Raw genomic sequence first — 16,105 nt, forward strand, 5'->3', positions numbered from 1 at the left:
GGGGCGCGACCCTAGCGGGCCGCGCCGCTCCGGCGGTAGCCGGAGCGCTGCAACGCGAGGCAGGCCCGCTTGGCTGCGGCCTTGCGTCGGGCGGCGGACCGCGTCGTGCCGGGCTTGGCCGCCTCGGCGCAGGCGCGTTTGCGCGCCGCGGCGCCGGGACCGCGCAGCTTGTAGGTCAAGCGCTGCGACGGCCCGAGCGCCACCCAGCCCTTGGTCGACGACACCGCGGACCGCGCGACGCTGACCCCGGAGGCCGTCGTGGTGGTCGCGCGGCCGGCGGTGTAGTGGGCGGCGACGCGCGCCGCGCTCAGCGCCTTGGCGTAGACGGCGACGTCGTCCACCGTGCCCTTGAGGTACTCGCCGTACCCGCCCCAGGAGGCGATCGTCAGGGGCCACGTCCCGACGGTCACCGAGCCAGTCTGGCTGCGGGTCGCCACGCGCGAGCCGTTGACGTACAGGCTCTGCGTCGTGCCGTCGTACGTGCCGACCACGTGGTAGGTCTGGCCGGCGGCGATCGCGCCCGACGGCGCCTGGGCGCGGTAGCGGACCCCGTCGCGCATGAGCGTGAACTCCAGGCGCGGGCCGTTGAACTGCAGCGTGAAGGCCTCGGCTTTGGTGACCACCGATGCCCAGCTGCCGGAGGCTGGGACGCTGTCGAGCTTGATCCACGCCTCGAGCGTGATCGCCGACCGCAGGTCGAGCGACGCGCTGTCGGCCACCACGACGTGGTCGTTCGTGCCGTCGAACCGCACGGCCGAGTTCGCGGTGTCGGCGGTCAGCAGGCTTCCGGCGCCGAGGGTGGGGCCGTTGCGGAACAGGCCAGCGTTCGCGCCGCGCACGTCGGCCGCCGTCGTGCCGCTGCGCTCACCGAGCCGCCAGTGGCTGACCGGGCCATCCGCGAGCACCGTCGCCGCGTACTGGGGCGCCGGCGTCGTGCCGAGCGTGGTGGCGGAGACGGTGGCGCTCCAGGCGGAGGCGGGGGCGCCGGTCTTGGTCGCGCGGGCGCGGTAGTAGTAGGCGGTCGAGGCGGTCAGGCCGGTGTCCGTGAGCGACGTCGCGTTGGCGGCGGCGGTCAGGGTCGTCGGCGAGGTGAAGGCCGAGGAGGTCGAGCGCTGGATCTCGAAGCCGCTCTCGTCGCCGGAGGCGTCGGTCCAGGCGAGGTTGATCTGCGTGGAGGACGTGGCGGTGGCTCCTAGGCCGGTCGGCGCGGCAGGAGCCGTCGGGGGCGGCGTCGTGCCGAGCGTGGTGGCGGAGACGGTGGCGCTCCAGGCGGAGGCGGGGGCGCCGGTCTTGGTCGCGCGGGCGCGGTAGTAGTAGGCGGTCGAGGCGGTCAGGCCGGTGTCCGTGAGCGACGTCGCGTTGGCGGCGGCGGTCAGGGTCGTCGGCGAGGTGAAGGCCGAGGAGGTCGAGCGCTGGATCTCGAAGCCGCTCTCGTCGCCGGAGGCGTCGGTCCAGGCGAGGTTGATCTGCGTGGAGGACGTGGCGGTGGCTCCTAGGCCGGTCGGCGCGGCAGGAGCCGCCGGGCTGGAGCTGCGCGTCGTCGCGCTCGCGACGTTCGACCACGCCGACGTGTCGGAAGCGGTCACGGCGCGCGCCCGGTAGAAGTACGTCGTGCCTTGCGCAAGGCCGGTGTCGGCCTTGCTCGTCGCGTTCGCGGCGGCGGTCAGCGTGGTGGGCGAGGCGAAGTCCGAGGTCGTCGAGCGCTGGATCTCGAACCCGCTCTCGTTGTTCGACGCGTCCGTCCACGCCACGTCGATCGCCGTCGTGCTGGACGCCGAGGCCGTCGCGGTCAGGTTCGTCGGCGTGTGCACGCCGACGGCGGTGCTGATCCCGGCGTCGTAGTGCTGCTTGGCCTGGAGGCCGGTCTGCAGGGTGTTGTAGACCGCGACCTCGTCGATCGTGCCGTTGAAGTACTCGCCGGCGCCGTCCCACGAGCCGATGTGCAGGGGGTTGGTGTTCGCGCTCGGAGTGCCGGTCGCGGAACCGGTCGCGACCTGGATCGCATTCACGTAGAGGCGCGTCTGAGCGCCGTCGTACGTGGCCATGACGTGGTAGGCCTGGCCGGCCTGGATCGTGTCGACCGGCGCCTGGGTCCGGAGGCGAACGCCGTTCTGCATGATCGTGAACTCGAGCACCGGGCCGTTGAGCTGGAGCGAGTACGACTCGGGGCGGGTCACGATTGAGGCGAACTGGCCCGGGCCCGGGAGCGACTCGGGCTTGATCCATGCTTCCAGGGCGAAGGCGGTACCGAGGTTGAGCGCGCTGGCGCTCGGGATCTCGACGGAGGACTGGCCGAGCCCCGAGAAGCGCGTCGCCGGGTCGAGGTCCGAGTTGAGCAGCCCGGTGACCGCGCGGACCGGTGAGCCCTTGTAGGTGCCGGCCAGCGTGCCCGCGGTGTCGGCCGCGACCGCGCCGCTCGACTCGTTCAGGCGCCAGTAGGCGAGCGGCGTGTCGCCGAGGACCGACGTCTTGTAGAGCGAGTTGCTGCCGTTGCCGCCGTCGCCGCCGCTCCCGAGCTGGATCTCGTCGGTGAACGTCGCGGACCACTTGCCCGAGCCATCGCGGACCTGCACGTAGACCAGCTTCGTGCCCTGGGCCGTCGTGCCGCCGTAGCGGGAGTCGGAGAGATCCCAGGCGATCGACATGGGGGAGGAGCCCGAACCGCCGTACGCGCGCGCAGGCGTCCACGTCACGCCGTCGTTGGACAGGCGGACCTGGTCGACGCCGCTGGCGTCGTCTCGGCCGAGCACGCGGACCGTCACGTTCGTGTTCGAGGTCTTCTCGGCGACGTCGTTGATCGTCACCGTGCCGGTTGGGCGGTCCGAGTCGGCGACATGGCCGCCGGAGACGACGAACGTCGTCATCGCCTCGTTGGCCTGCTGGCTCTCACGCGTGGCGTCCGCCTTGCCGGTGCTCTCGTAGACCTTGTTGTCCGGGTCGGCGACCGAGCGCAGGACGTACGTCCCGTCGGCGAGCTTCGCGGCGCCGAGGTCGATCCACTGCTCGTACCGGTAGAAGTCGTACGTGTCGCCCCAGCCGACGGACAGCCCGGAGTCGATCTTGCCGTTGCGCGTCGGGTCGCAGCCGGCGTCCCCGTACGGGCCCGGGTACGGCGTCTTGGGCAGGCTGGCGATGAACTCCTCGTCCAGCACGCAGCTCGTCGTCTTCGAGCCGATGATGTCGGGCTCCGTCCCGACAGGGCGGCCGGCGTTGACCCAGGCGTCGAACGCGGCCTTGGTCCACAGCTCGTACCGCCCCCAGCCGTCGTAGTGGAAGTGCTGGTGCTCAGGGTGGATCAGATACGTGCCGACGTTGTAGGTCGCCGTCGTGCCGTCGGCGTGGTTCACCGTCTGCGTCGCGGGCGCGCTCGTCGTGCCCGCGGGCACGTCGCCGCTGATGCGCAGCGGCCCGTCGCCCGCGTTCCACACCGTGTTGGTGAACCGCAGGACGTTGCGGCCGGCGCCGTTGGGCGTGTCGGTGACGTCGAACTGCAGATCGCGCGGCGGCAGCGTCCGCATGTCCGGGTACTGCCCGTCGTTGACCGCGGCGGCGACGGCGGTCGCCGCGGAGCGGTCGAAGATCGTCCGCAGCGGAGTGCCCGTCCCGTCGCGATGGACGTGGCCGGCGTGACCCGAGGCGAGAGCCGGTGCGGCCAGGGCGACGGCGGTGACCGCCGCGAGAGAGGTGCGAAGCGAGAGCATCCAGTTCCGGGTCGCAGGACGGGCGGACGTCCAGTCTCGCAGGCGGGGAACGTTCGTCCAAGTGGCCGGACGAATGTTCGACACTTCCTGCGCGGCTTGGCGCGCTGGGGTGCCTGGAGCCGGTGCGATGGATAGTCTCACCGCGTGCGGATCGTGGAGGTGGACCCGGGCGCCGACCCGCGCTGGGATCGGTACGTGCGCGAGCACCCCGGAGGACTGGTCTACCACCACTCCACGTGGCTGGCCGTCCTCACGGCGGAGAGCGCCCGTCCGGTCGTCGCCCTTGCGGCGGTGGACGCCGAGGACCGCGTCCGCGGCGTCCTTCCGCTCGTGCGCACGCGCGGGGTGCCGGTGGTGGGTCGCCGTATCGCGGCCCTCGGGCCGCGGCTCGCGTCGCTGCCCCGGACCGCCGTCGCCGGCCCGCTGGCCGACGACGACGCGACCACCGCCGCCCTGCTGGCCGACGCCGTGCACCGCACAGGGCATGGCACTCAGCTGCAGGTCAAGCCGGCGACGACCCTCACCGACCCGCTCCCCGCGGGGCTGGTCGGGCGTTCGTGGCGGGTCGCCTACGCGATCGAGCTCCCCGCGCACGTGGAGGACCTGCCGTACCTGAAGGGCCGCGCCAGCCGCGGGTTGCGCTCCCGTCTGGCGAAGGCGCGTCGGAGCGGTGTGATCGCACGCGACGCGGCTTCGCCCGCCGAGCTTGAGACCTGGTACCGGCTGTACCTCGCCACGATGCGGGAGAACCTGGTCCCCGCGCGTCCGCTGCGCACGTTTCGCGCGATGTGGGACCTCATGCGGCCGCAGGGCCTGATGCGCCTCGTGGTGGCTGAGCTCGACGGCGAGATCGTCGCCGGCGCGCTGACCCTCCAGCTGGGCGGCACGGCGTTCTACGCCTTCGGCGCGACGCGCGCGGACCGGCTGCGCCTCTCGCCTGCCGACGTCGTCCAGGCCTCGCTCATCGAGGACGCCGTACGCGCCGGTCTGCGGCGCTACGACCTGGGCGAGGTCCCCGAGGGCAACGAGGGGCTCGCGGCGTTCAAGCGGAAGTGGGGCGCCGAGCCGGCTCGGCTCGTGCGCTACTACCACCCGCCGGCCGTGGCGCCCGCCGGCAGCGGATACGGCGACGAGTCGCACGCGGGCGCGTCGCTGGCCGTCAGGACGTGGGGGAAGGTCCCGCTCGGGGCGACGGCGGCCGCCGGCGACCTCGCGTACCGGTTCCTCTAGCGTGGGCGGGCGCTTCGGAGCCGCCGCCGGACGGCGAGCGCCACGAGAAGCGGGAGGTCGGCGAACGCGGGCCGGGGGTCGTCGCGGGTGAACGTCGCGAACGTGAGCGGCGGCCGGTACGTGCGCGCCACCGCGCCGGCGCGCATCCGGCCCGCGCGCACCTCGGCGACGGCCAGCGGCAGGTCCATCGACACGCGGACCCAGCGCACGCCGGGATGCGCGTGCGCCTCGGGCACCGGCTCGCCCTGCCCGAGCAGCCAGTCCAGCCACGGGAAGTCGACCCCGGCGGCGGCACCCAACGACTGCCAACCCCACGTGCGCGGGTTCATGTCGAGGAGCTTGAGCTGCCCGTCGCGCGCGTCGCGCTTGAACTCGACCTCGATGATGCCCGTGTAGCCGAGCTCGGCCAGCAGCCGTCGCGACAGGTCCTCGACGTCCGCGTCGGCGATCGACTCGACATACGTGCTGGCCTTGCCGAAGTCCATGGGTCGCTGGCGGACGCGGCAGGCCGTGATCGAGGCCAGCACCTCCCCGTCGCGGCACAGCGCCCCGTACGACAGCTGCGTGCGCCCGTCCCCGCCCGGCACGAGCTCCTGGACGACGATGGCCTCGGCGGGGAGCGTGCGGCGCGCCTCGCGATACCGCTGCTGCAGTTCCTGCGCCGACTCCACCCGCCACGCCTTGTCGGTGCTGAGCGGCTCACCGCGCACCTTGTAGGACGGCTTGAGGATCACAGGGAAGCGGGGCGCGAGCGCGGCGACCTCCGCCTCGGTCTGCGGCGTCCACGTCTGCGGAACCGGCACGCCGGCCCGCTGGCCCAATGCGTAGGTGAACCGCTTGTCGTGCGCCGCGACGAGCGTCTCCCACGGTGCGGTCGTCGTGCGGAAGACCCGCGTGAGGACGTCGCGGCCGCGGCTCACGAGGTGCGCGCTGTCGTCATCGGTCGGGACGAGCGACCACCCGTCCAGCCCGTGCGTGCGTGCCAGCGCAAGGATCTGCCCGACCTGCGTCGCCTCGTCGCCGTCCTGCACCTGCCCGGTCGGCTCCGCGTAGCGGCTGAACGTCGCGACGCGGTGCTCGTCGGTTCGGAGCAACCGGACGGGCACGCCGCGCCGGCCGAGGCTGCGGACGACGCCGAGCGCCCGGTACGACGCTCCGAGGACGAGGGCTCCGGGGCTCATTCGGCCCGGGACCCTAGGTGGTCGAGCTGAGAAGCGCCTGGGAGAGCGCGGCCGCGACGCGGTCCTGCTCGGCCTCGGTGACGCCGGGGAAGAGCGGCAGTGTCAGCACGCGCGACGCTAGGCGCTCCGACACCGGGAAGTCGCCCGCGCGGTGACCGAGGTACGACCAATACGGCTGCAGATGGACCGGTGTGGGGTAGTGGACGCCGGCGCCGATGCCCTGGCCGTTCAGCTTGGCCCGCACCGCATCGCGGTCGTCCACCTCGACGGCGAACAGGTGGTAGACCGACTCGCGCGCCGCGTCGTCCTCGGGCGGCAACGTGAGCGGCAACCCGTCGAGGAGCTCGCGGTAGCGCGCGGCGGCGGCCCGGCGCTGGGCGTTCTCGTCGTCCAGCCGCGGCAGCTTGAGCCGCAGGATCGCCGCCTGCAGGTTGTCCAGCCGCTCCGTCCGGCCCAGCCGCTCGTGGCGGTTGGCGTCGCCAGGGGCGGAGCCGTGGTGGCGCAGCGAGCGCACGAGCGCGTCCACCTCGGGGTCGTCCGTCACGACCGCCCCGCCGTCGCCGAACGCGCCGAGGTTCTTGGTCGGGTAGAACGAGAACGCGCCCGCGGTGCCGAGCGAGCCGACCCGCCGGCCGTCGAGCTTCGCGCCGTGCGCCTGCGCGCCGTCCTCGACGATCGGGACGCCGTGCTTGGCGCAGATCGCGCGCACCTCGTCCATCGGCGCCACGCGCCCGTAGAGGTGGACCGGCACGACGGCGGCGGTCCGCTCGTTGATGACGGCCTCGAGCCCGGCCGGGTCGATGTTGCGGGTGACCGGGTCCACGTCGACGAACACCGGCTTCGCGCCGGTGGAGCCGATCGCCTCGACCGTCGCGACGAACGTGTGCGGCACCGTGACGACCTCGCGGCTCGGCCCGGCGCCGAGCGCCAGCAGCGCCAGCTCGATCGCGACCGTCCCGTTGGCGACGCCGATGCAGAACTCGGTGCCGCAGTAGGCCGCGAACTCCTCCTCGAACGCCTTGAGGTCGGCGCCGAGGGAGAAGGCGCCCGTGGACGCGATCCGCGCGAAGGCGGCGGTGGCATCGTCCTCCAGCGCCGGCCAGGCCCGCGCGAGGTCGAAGAGGGGGAGGTTCTTGGTGTCGGTCGTCACTGGGGCTTCGGCGATCCACGCCAGAGGTGCGGCTGGGGCATCCCGCCGACCGAGCGGCGGCGGTCGGGCTGGCGGCGGCGGTCCTCGTCGGTGAGCACCGAGACCGGCGCGCCGTTCCAGGCGAGGGACAGCTCGGCGGCCTCGATCAGCTCGACGACGCGGCGGCCGATCGAGTGGTCCGAGATCGGCGCGCGACCGTCGCGGATGGAGCTGACGAAGTCGTGCAGCTCGACCCTCAGCGGCTCCTCGGCGTCCAGGCGCGGCGTGAGCACGTCGCCGGAGCGGTAGGAGAGCTGGAACTCGCCGAAGCTCTGCGGCTCGATCGCGTCGACGCCGCGGTCGAACACGCGGACCTGCTCGTTGCTCGAGTCCTCGTAGACGACCATCTTGCCGGTGCCGACCAGCACGGTGCGGCGCAGCTTCGTCGGGGCCAGCCAGGACAGCTCGACGTGGATGAGCGCCCCGTTCGGCATGCCCATGTCGATGAACGCGACGTCGAGCTGGCCGGAGCCGATCGAGTCGCGGCCCACCGCGCGGACCCACGCCGGGTCGCCGAGCCAGTACAGGAGGATCGAGAAGTCGTGCGGCGCGAGGTCGCGGACGACGCTCACGTCGCTCTGGTGGATGCCGAGGTTGACGCGGCTGAACGTGCCGAAGAAGAGCTCGCCGAGGTCGCCGGCGACCAGCAGCTCCTTCACCTTCCGCACGGGCGGGGAGTAGAGGAACGTGTGACCCGGCATCAGCACGAGGTCGTTGGCCTCGGCGATGTCGATCAGCTCGTTGCACTCCTCGGAGTGCTCGGCCAGCGGCTTCTCGACGAAGACGTGCTTGCCCGCCTCCAGCGCCCGCTTGGCCAGCGGGTAGTGGGTGCTCACCGGCGTGGCGATCATGACCGCGTCGACCTCGTCGTCCGCGAGGACGTCGTCGATCTCCTGGGTCTGCTTGATGCCGGGGTAGCGGGCCGCGACCTGGGCCAGCGCCTGCGAGTCGCGGTCGCACGCGTAGCGGACGGTCGCGCCGTCGGTCTCCCACGCGTTGCGGAGCAGGTTCGGGCCCCAGTAGCCGAGGCCGACGACCGCGATCCCGACGGAGGCGTCGGGCGTGGAGACGGCGTTCGCCTCTGCGGGTCCGGGAAGGGTCATCGCTCGTGGAAGAGTCGCGGATCAGGCGGCGGTACGGCGTACCAGCGTGATCGGCGTCTTCACGAGGATCTGGAGGTCCGTCGCCGGGCCGCTCTCAGAGGCGTACCGGGCGTCGAGGTCCAGCATCTCGCGGAACCCCAGCGTCGACCGGCCCGAGACCTGCCACAGACCTGTCAGGCCGGGGCGGACCGCGAAGCGCGCGTAGTGCGAGGGCTCGTAGTGCTCCAGCTCGTAGTCCAGCGCGGGCCGCGGGCCGACGAGCGACATCTGCCCGGCCACGACGTTGAACAGCTGGGGGAGCTCATCCAGGCTCGTCTTGCGCAGGAAGGCGCCCACGCGCGTGACCCGCGGGTCCGCGGTGAGCTTCTTCAACCCGCCTTCGTCGTCCGTGTCGCCACCGTTCTCGCTCATCAGCTCGGCGATGTACGCGCGGTGGATCGCGTCGGAGGCGCCGTGGCTCATCGTGCGGAACTTCAGGACCGGGAAGTCCTTCAGCTCCCGCCCGTAGCGGCGCTGCTTGAAGAGGACGGGGCCTCGGGTGTCGAGCTTGATCGCCAGCGCGATGATGAGGAGCACGGGGACCAGCGCCACGAGCATGAGGCAGGCGAGGACGACGTCGAGCGTGCGCTTCGCGATCGGCCAGGCGCCTCCGTGGGCGCGGAGGAGGGCCTTGGACTCAGTGCGGGCGTGCGCGATGGCGTGTGTGGAGGTCTTGTCGACGTAGGCCACGGGGCGAATATCGGTTGATCGGGGACATGTCTTGATCCCTCGTCGTTGATCAGAACCGATTGACCCCCCCAGCCTACTTGCGAATGGACAGGTGTCGTACCTGGTTCTCCGTTCTGTGGTAGATCCCGCCGTTCGCTCGCGTACACTCGCCGCAGATGCACGGCAGCCAGGGCGTTCAGCTCATCGACTACGCCCGCGCCATCCGGCGGCGCTGGCCTGTCATCCTCATCGTCGCCTTTCTCGTGCTGGCGGCGGCGCTCGTCGTCAGCTTCTCCAGCGAGAAGCAGTACGACGCACGGGCCGAGCTGCTCTTCGACAGTCAGGACCGGGTCGAGAGCCTCGTCGGCAACGACTCGTTCTCGACGGGCGACCCGGAGCGCGAGATCACCACCGGCGTCCAGCTCATCAAGCTCGACACCGTCGCCGAGGCCGTCCGCAAGGCGCTCGGGCTTCGGACGCCGATCACCGACCTGCTCGGCCAGGTCGAGACCGAGACGAGCAGCACGTCGGACATCGTCACCGTCACCGTGCGCGACGCCGAACCCCGCCGGGCGGCCGCGATCGCCAACGGGTTCGCCGAGCAGTTCGTCGCGTTCCGCCGCAAGTCCGAGCGCCAGGCGCTCGTCGACGCCGCGAACCTCGCGACGACCCGCCTCGAGGCGCTGTCGGAGGCCGACCGCAACAGCGAGGAAGGCCGCCAGCTCGCCGCCCGTCAGCGCGAGCTCGAGATCGCCGCCGCGCTGCAGACCGGTGGCGTGGAGGTCGTTCGCCGTGCGCGCGTACCTACCGACCCATCCCGTCCCCGCACCAAGCTGGCCGGCGCGGCGGGTCTCTTCCTGGGCCTGATCCTCGGCGCGGCCATCGCCCTGATCCTCGACTTCGCCGATCGCCGCATCAAGGACGAGAAGACGGTCGAGGAGCTGTACGAGCTGCCGGTGCTCGCCTCGATCCCGCCGCCGCCGCGGCGCGGAGGCGACGACCACCTGCAGCGAGAGGCGTACGGCCTGCTCGCCGCGAACGTGCGGTTGACGGCCGGGGCGCACTCGCACGTCCTGATGGTCACGTCGCCGAGCCCGGCCGACGGCAAGACGAGCGTCGCGATGGGCCTCGCACAGGCCCTCACGCGGCTCGGCGTGCGCACGCTCGTGATCGAGGCCGACCTGCGCCGCCCGTCGATCGCGCGCTACACGGGCATCGACCAGCACGGCGGCGGTCTCTCCACCCTCCTGCTCGGCGGCGACCGCCACCTCGCGCGCGAGATCGTCTGGCTCGACGCCACGACGGCGCGGCCGGTCACGATGCAGGACGTCAAGGACGGGCTCTCGTTCGCGGTGCTCACCGCGGGCCCGGTCCCCCCGAACTCCCAGCGGCTCCTGGCGCGCCCCGAGATGGGCGCCCTGGTGGAGACGGCCCGGTCCCTGGCCGAGGTCGTCATCATCGACACGCCGCCGATCGGCACGGTCAACGACGCCGTCACGCTCGCGCCCCTCGTGGACAGCGTGCTGGTCGTCACCCGCCTGAACAAGACGACGAAGGAGCCCGCCCGCAGGGCCCTCCGGACGCTCCGCAACATCTCGGCCAGCCTCATGGGCGTGGTCGTCACGGACGCGCCCGTCGTCGACCAGTACGGGTACTACGGACCGGAGTCCAGCACGGTCGAACGGGCCGAGCTGCCGATCGAGGGCGCGCGCAGCTGAGCTTCCGAGCCGCATCCGAGCGGGCGGCGCGCGTGCTGCCGGCGCTGCTCCCCGGGGCGCTCGTGGTGTGGATGAGCTTCGAGGCGGGCGGCTACTTCGCCCGCGACACGGCGCTGGCGGCGATCGTCGTCGCGCTCGTGGTGGCGGTCTGCTTCCTGCTGCGCGAGCGGCCGCTCGCCGGGCTGACCGTGGACGGCGCGGTCGTGTGCGGGGCGCTGCTCCTCCTGGCGGGGTGGACGCTGTGGTCCGCCGCGTGGTCGGAGTCCGACGGGCGCGCGGCGTTCGAGGTCGTGCGCACGCTGCTCTACCTGCTGGTGACGTTCGCGCTGGCGATGCTGCCGTTCGACCGGCTGCGGCTGCGGTGGCTCGTGCGCGGGCTGGCGCTCGCGTGCTTCGTCGTCGCGGGCTGCGCGCTGATCACGCGCCTGCTGCCCGAGGTGTGGCCGACCGAGCCGAACGTCTCCAACGACCGCCTCAGCTACCCGCTGACGTACTGGAACGCGCTCGGCGCGGTCTGCGGGATGGGCATCCTGCTCGCGTTCGTGCTCACCAGCGACCTGCGGGAGTCGCGCGTGGTGCGCATCCTCGCCGCCGGCGCGTTGCCGGTGCTGGCGACCGCGCTCTTCTTCACGTTCTCGCGCGCGGGCATCGCGCTGACGATCGTCGGACTGGTCGCGGTGATCCCGCTCGCGCGGACGCCGGGCGCGGCGAGCGGCGTGATCGTGCTGCCCGCGTCGGCGGTCGCGGTCGCGGCGGCGTACAACGCGGACCTGCTGACGTCGCTGAACCCGACCACGCCGGCGGCGATCGCGGAGGGCAAGGACCTGCTCCCGACGATCGTGCTGGCCGTCGCCGCGTCCATGGCGATCCGGTGGATGCTGACGCTGCGCTTCGACGGCCGGCTCGCGCGGGCGCGGATCCCCAAGGCGCCGCTGACCCGCCGGCGCGTGGGCATCGGGCTGACCGTGGGGCTGAGCGTGCTGGCCGTCGCGCTGGCGGCCGGCGGAGCGGTGAAGCTGCAGGACCAGTACGACCGGTTCGTCCAGGGCGGCAACGTGGGCGCGGAGACCGACCTGCGCCAGCGGCTCGTCGACCCGGGCAACAACGGGCGCATCACGCAGTGGAACGCGGCGACCGACGGGTTCGCGGCCGACCGGCTCAAGGGCCTCGGAGCGGGGACCTACCGGCTGACCTGGGACCGCGCGCGGACCGAGCAGTACGACGTCGAGGACGCGCACTCGCTCTACCTCGAGATGCTCGCGGAGCTGGGCATCGTCGGGCTCCTGCTCCTGCTCGTCGCGCTCGTGATCATCGTCGTCGCGCTCGTCAAGCGCGTGCGTGGGGAGGACCGCGTGCTGTTCGCGGCGCTGACCGCGGTCGCCGTCTTCTGGGCGGTGCACGCCGGGATCGATTGGGACTGGGAGCTGCCCGCGGTGACGATCCCGTTCTTCGCGGCGGGGGGGATGGCGCTGGCTGCGCGGCTGCGCGCCGACGCTCCGGCCCGGGCCACCGCGCCGGCCGCCGTCGCCGCCACGCCCGTGCTCGCCGGCGGCGCCAACGGCGCGTCGCCCCGCGCGCGGCTCGACCGCCCGATGGGGTGGCCGTGGCGCGCAGGGTTCGTGGCGGCGCTCCTGATGGTGATCGTCCCGCTGGTGGTGCTCGTGCGGGCCGAGCGGGCGGCGCAGGCGGCGAAGGTCGCGTTCGCGGCGCGCGACTGCGAGACGACGACGCGCGAGGCGAACCTCGCGATCGACCGCCTCGACGTGCGCTCCGAGCCCTACGAGCTGCTCGGCTACTGCGACCTGCGCACCGGCCGCGTCGAGGACGGCATCCGCCAGTTCACCCGCGCGATCGAGCACGACCCGTACAACTGGCGCGTCCACTACGGCCTCGCGCTCGCCCTCGCGGTCGCGCAGCAGGACCCGCGCCCGCAGATCAAGATCGCCCGCGCGCTCAACCCCAAGGAGCCGCTGGCGGAGGACGCCTCCCGCTCCTTCTGGGAGACGACGGACCCGCGCGGCTGGCGCGAGCGCGCGACGCAGCTCAAGCTGCCCACGAACTGACACGCGGCGGGCGCCCCGCAACGAGAAGCGGCGGCCCGAGGGCCGCCGCTTGTCAATCCGGGCCGGCCGGGAGGCCGGTGGAAGCTTCGGTCTAGCGGTCGCTGACCGTCTGACGACGGAGCATGACGCCGCCGCCGACGAGGGCGACGCCGAGCGCGGCGATCAGGCCGGTCTCGAGACCGGTGAACGGCAGCTCGTCGTTGCTCTGCTGGACTGCGGCGGGCTGGGCGGCAGCGGCGGGCTCGGCGGCAGCGGGCTCCTCGGCCTGCTGCGACGGCTCCTCCTCGACCTCGCCGATCTCACCGAGGACGTCGGTGTCGTTCGGCGTGCCGTACTGCTCCTGGCCGGCGTTGTCGCTGCCGCTGACGCCCTGGGCGTAGGCGGTGCCGAAGCTGCCGACCAGCATCAGCGCGAGTGCAGCGAGGATGGAAACTGTGAGGCGGGCTCTCATCAACGTCGTCTTTCCCTCCGAATCGGAGTCTTCCGTTCGTGCCTTCAGGTGCGGCCTAGCGGCTGATCCGCTTCGACGTTCGCAAGTGTGAGTCGTCACGGGGACCGAACACAAGCCCCAATTCGCCAAATAGACGAATTTCCGATGCGCGCCGACGCGCCTACGGTACCGAACGGCACGGCGGTTCAGGGAGATTGTTTCGCGAGCGGACCTTTCAGCCCTTGTCCGGGACCTCGGCGCCGGCGCCGCGCTCGGCCTGCCGCACCGCCTCGGACTCCGCCCACGCCTTCGCGGCCTCCGCCGCACGGGCGAGCGCCTCGTCGCGCGCCTTCTCGGCCTCCGCGAGCGCCCGCTCCAGCTCGGCACGCCGCTCGATCTCCGCCTCGCGCGCCTGCGCCGCCGCGTCGCGCTCGGCCTCCAGCTCGGCGGCCCGCTCCTCCGCGGCCCGGCGCTCCGCCGCGGCCTCGGCCGCGCGCAGCTCGGCCCGCGCCCGCGCCGCCTCCAGCGCCTCGAACGTCGCGCGCGCCTGGGCGGAGTCGTCGCCGGCGCCGGCCGGGGCGGCCTCGGCCGCGTCCTCGGCCTCGCCTTCGACCCCCGCGCCGCGGGCCTGTGCCGCCGCGACCGCCTCGGCCTGCTCGGCGAGCCGCTCCTCGGCGGCGCGCAGGTCGCGCTCCAGCTGCTCGGCCCGCCACCGGTACGCCTCGGACTGGTCCTGCAGCTCGCGCGCGTGGTCGTCGAGCGCCTGCATCTCCTCGCCGCGCGCCCGCAGCTCGACGGTCAGCACCTCGATGTGCTCGCTCGCGCGGGCGAGCTGCTCGCCGATCCGCGCCAGGTCGCCCTGCGCCTCCTCGCGCTCGGCCGCCGCGGCGGTCAGCCGCTTCTCGACCTCCTCGCGGTCGCGCCGGACCCGCTCGGAGCGCTCCTCGGCGTCGGCCAGCGACGACTCCAGCGCCGTGATGCGCTCCTCCGCCAGCGCCCGCTGCTCCTCCTGCTCGGCCAGCCGCGACCCGAGCGCGTCCGCCTCGCGGGCGAGCTCCTCGGTCTGCGCCGCGGCCTCGGCCTCGGCGGCGCGCGCGTGCTCGACGCTCTGCTCGACGTCCGTGAGCTGCTGCTGCGCCTCGGCGACCCGCGACTCCAGCGCCGCCTCGCGCTCGGCGGCGTCCTGGTCGGCCGCCTCCAGCCGCTCGCGCAGCGCGCGCAGCTCCTCGACGATGTCCTCGTTCTCGGCGGTTGCGCTCTCGACCTGCTCGCGCGCCTTCGCCAGCTCGTGCTCGAGCGCGCTGCGTCCCGCCAGCGCGCGGTCGCGCTCGGACGCGCGCGCCTCCAGCTCCGCCCGCGCCTGGTCGAGGTGCGCCTCCAGCGCGGCGGCCTCCGCGGTGGCGACCTCGTGCCGCCCGGCCGCCTCGTGGGTGCGCCGGCGCGCCTCGGCGAGCTGCTCGGTGAGCTTCTCCTCGGCCGACGCCGCCTCGCTGCGCACCTGCTCGAGCTCCGCTCGGAGCGCCTCCCGCTCGTTGGCCGCGGCCTCGCCCTCGGCGGCGCGCTCGTGCAGCCGGCGGACCTCGCCGTCGAGCTCCTCGCGCTCGGCACCCAGCCGCGCGAGCCGCTCCTCGGCGTCCGCCAGGCGCGCGGCGACCTCGTCGCGCGCGGCGGCGATGCGGTCGCGCTCCTCGGCGAGCGCGTCGGTGCCCTTGCCGGCGTCCGCCAGCGAGCGCTCCAGCTCGCCGATCCGCTCCTCGAGCCGCTTGACCGACTCACGCGCCTCGGCCAGCTCCAGCGTCTGCAGGGCGAGCCGCTCGTCGCGCTCGGCCAGCGCCGCCTCGGCCCGCGAGGCCCGTTCGTCCAGCTCCCGCACGCGCGCCTCGACCGACGACGTCGCGGCCTCGAAGGCCGCCGTGTGCGCGGCTCGTGCGTCGGCCTCGGCGGCGTCCGCGCGCGCCCGCGCGTCCAGGGCCTCGCGCTCCTGCCTGGCCGCCCGCTGCCGCGCGGCCTCCAGCGCCTCGCTCAGCGCGGCGGCCTCGGCGCGCGCGTCCGCGAGCTGCCGGTCGATCGCGTCCGCGTGGGTCTGCGTCGCGTCACGGTCCTGCTCGGACGCCTCCAGCCGCCGCGTGAGCTCCTCCACCTCGGCGATGCGGCGCGCCAGCTCGGCGGTCGCGGCCTGCGCCTCGGCGGCGGCGCGCTTGGCCTCGCCGTGCTCGCGCTCGGCGTCGGCGGCCCGGGCCTCGGCGGCGCGGCGGGCGTCGGCGGCCGCCGCAGCGCGCTCCTCGGCGATGCGCCGCCACGTCTCGGCGTCGTCGGCGGGGGCGGGAGCGGCGGCCGGGCCGGAGAGCGCGCGGATGGTCGGGCTGGGGAGGTCGAGGAGCGGGCCGTCGGTCCCCGCGGGCGCGAGCGCGAAGGCGATGCGGCCGCGCAGGGTGGAGGCGTCGACGGAGAAGCCGAGCGCGAACGCCCCGGACGTGCGGTCGAGCCGGTCCGGTGTGGCGAGCGGCTCGTGGACGTGGGCGTCGCGGCCGTCGTCGGCGACCAGGACCGGGTCGCCCTCGCCGAGCAGCGACGCGTCGAGACGGCCGGCGATGCGCAGCAGCACGATGTCGGCGGACGCCGTGGTCTGCTGGAAGTACGCGATGGAGAGAGGCCGCATCGCGGCGGAGGGTACGTCAGCGCGTCGGGACCCTGTCACACGAGGGTCATCGGCGGACGGCGCGAGCGACCTGAACGGCGCAGGCGCCGCGGCAGGCCCGCGCCGCGTTTGGGGGCAGCGGCG

General features: G+C 73.7%; 10 protein-coding genes. 3 read left to right on the plus strand and 7 right to left on the minus strand.

The genetic code is table 11. The features are described from left to right. Nucleotides 1-11 precede the first annotated feature (11 nt). Nucleotides 12-3,701 carry a LamG-like jellyroll fold domain-containing protein gene (locus AC1UE5_RS01870; protein WP_482920362.1) on the minus strand — a complete coding sequence of 1,230 codons (3,690 nt, stop codon included), beginning with the start codon at nt 3,699-3,701 and terminating at the stop codon, nt 12-14. Between the two features lie 144 nt (nt 3,702-3,845). Here AC1UE5_RS01870 and AC1UE5_RS01875 point away from each other — a divergent pair, with 144 nt between their 5' ends. Next, a complete protein-coding gene (locus AC1UE5_RS01875; protein ID WP_482920363.1) occupies nt 3,846-4,931 on the plus strand; it encodes a lipid II:glycine glycyltransferase FemX in 1,086 nt (361 codons plus the stop codon). Here the strand turns inward: AC1UE5_RS01875 and AC1UE5_RS01880 are convergent. From AC1UE5_RS01880 to AC1UE5_RS01895, 4 genes are read right to left on the minus strand one after another with little or no spacing between them, the layout of a single operon-like run. Next, nucleotides 4,928-6,112: a carboxylate--amine ligase gene (locus tag AC1UE5_RS01880; RefSeq protein WP_482920364.1), complete on the minus strand. Its 1,185-nt coding sequence runs from the start codon at nt 6,110-6,112 to the stop codon at nt 4,928-4,930. The two genes, AC1UE5_RS01875 and AC1UE5_RS01880, sit on opposite strands and share 4 nt — an antisense overlap. A 13-nt stretch (nt 6,113-6,125) precedes the next feature. Further along, complete coding sequence (locus AC1UE5_RS01885; RefSeq protein WP_482920365.1) at nt 6,126-7,262, minus strand: DegT/DnrJ/EryC1/StrS family aminotransferase; 1,137 nt, start codon at nt 7,260-7,262, stop codon at nt 6,126-6,128. Next, complete coding sequence (locus AC1UE5_RS01890; RefSeq protein ID WP_482920366.1) at nt 7,259-8,404, minus strand: Gfo/Idh/MocA family protein; 1,146 nt, start codon at nt 8,402-8,404, stop codon at nt 7,259-7,261. The genes AC1UE5_RS01885 and AC1UE5_RS01890 overlap by 4 nt, the downstream gene beginning before the upstream one ends. A gap of 21 nt (nt 8,405-8,425) precedes the next feature. Beyond that, nucleotides 8,426-9,133 carry a sugar transferase gene (locus AC1UE5_RS01895; protein ID WP_482920367.1) on the minus strand — a complete coding sequence of 236 codons (708 nt, stop codon included), beginning with the start codon at nt 9,131-9,133 and terminating at the stop codon, nt 8,426-8,428. Between the two features lie 155 nt (nt 9,134-9,288). On the opposite strand from AC1UE5_RS01895, the gene AC1UE5_RS01900 reads away from it, so the two are divergent. Together AC1UE5_RS01900 and AC1UE5_RS01905 are read left to right on the plus strand one after the other, a co-directional pair. Beyond that, complete coding sequence (locus AC1UE5_RS01900; RefSeq protein ID WP_482920368.1) at nt 9,289-10,830, plus strand: tyrosine-protein kinase domain-containing protein; 1,542 nt, start codon at nt 9,289-9,291, stop codon at nt 10,828-10,830. A gap of 32 nt (nt 10,831-10,862) precedes the next feature. Further along, nucleotides 10,863-12,893, plus strand: a complete 2,031-nt coding sequence (locus AC1UE5_RS01905) for an O-antigen ligase family protein (RefSeq protein ID WP_482920369.1) — start codon at nt 10,863-10,865, stop codon at nt 12,891-12,893. Between the two features lie 91 nt (nt 12,894-12,984). Here the strand turns inward: AC1UE5_RS01905 and AC1UE5_RS01910 are convergent, their stop codons facing one another. Both AC1UE5_RS01910 and AC1UE5_RS01915 read right to left on the minus strand, forming a co-directional pair. Further along, nucleotides 12,985-13,299, minus strand: coding sequence for a hypothetical protein (locus AC1UE5_RS01910; protein WP_482920370.1), 315 nt, complete (start codon nt 13,297-13,299; stop codon nt 12,985-12,987). A gap of 259 nt (nt 13,300-13,558) precedes the next feature. Next, entirely contained in the window at nt 13,559-15,982 is a 2,424-nt protein-coding gene (locus AC1UE5_RS01915; protein ID WP_482920371.1) for a coiled-coil domain-containing protein, read from the minus strand. Between the last annotated feature and the right edge of the window lie 123 nt (nt 15,983-16,105).

Source organism: Parviterribacter multiflagellatus (assembly GCF_056863265.1).

What these genes read in the sequence shown, in the direction of transcription:
- AC1UE5_RS01890 (WP_482920366.1), bottom strand. Translation starts at nt 8,404, where the DNA reads ATGACCCTTCCCGGACCCGCAGAGGCGAACGCCGTCTCCACGCCCGAC.
- AC1UE5_RS01910 (WP_482920370.1), bottom strand. Translation starts at nt 13,299, where the DNA reads ATGCTGGTCGGCAGCTTCGGCACCGCCTACGCCCAGGGCGTCAGCGGC.
- AC1UE5_RS01915 (WP_482920371.1), bottom strand. Translation starts at nt 15,982, where the DNA reads ATGCGGCCTCTCTCCATCGCGTACTTCCAGCAGACCACGGCGTCCGCC.
- AC1UE5_RS01870 (WP_482920362.1), bottom strand. Translation starts at nt 3,701, where the DNA reads ATGCTCTCGCTTCGCACCTCTCTCGCGGCGGTCACCGCCGTCGCCCTG.
- AC1UE5_RS01900 (WP_482920368.1), top strand. Translation starts at nt 9,289, where the DNA reads ATGCACGGCAGCCAGGGCGTTCAGCTCATCGACTACGCCCGCGCCATC.
- AC1UE5_RS01880 (WP_482920364.1), bottom strand. Translation starts at nt 6,112, where the DNA reads ATGAGCCCCGGAGCCCTCGTCCTCGGAGCGTCGTACCGGGCGCTCGGC.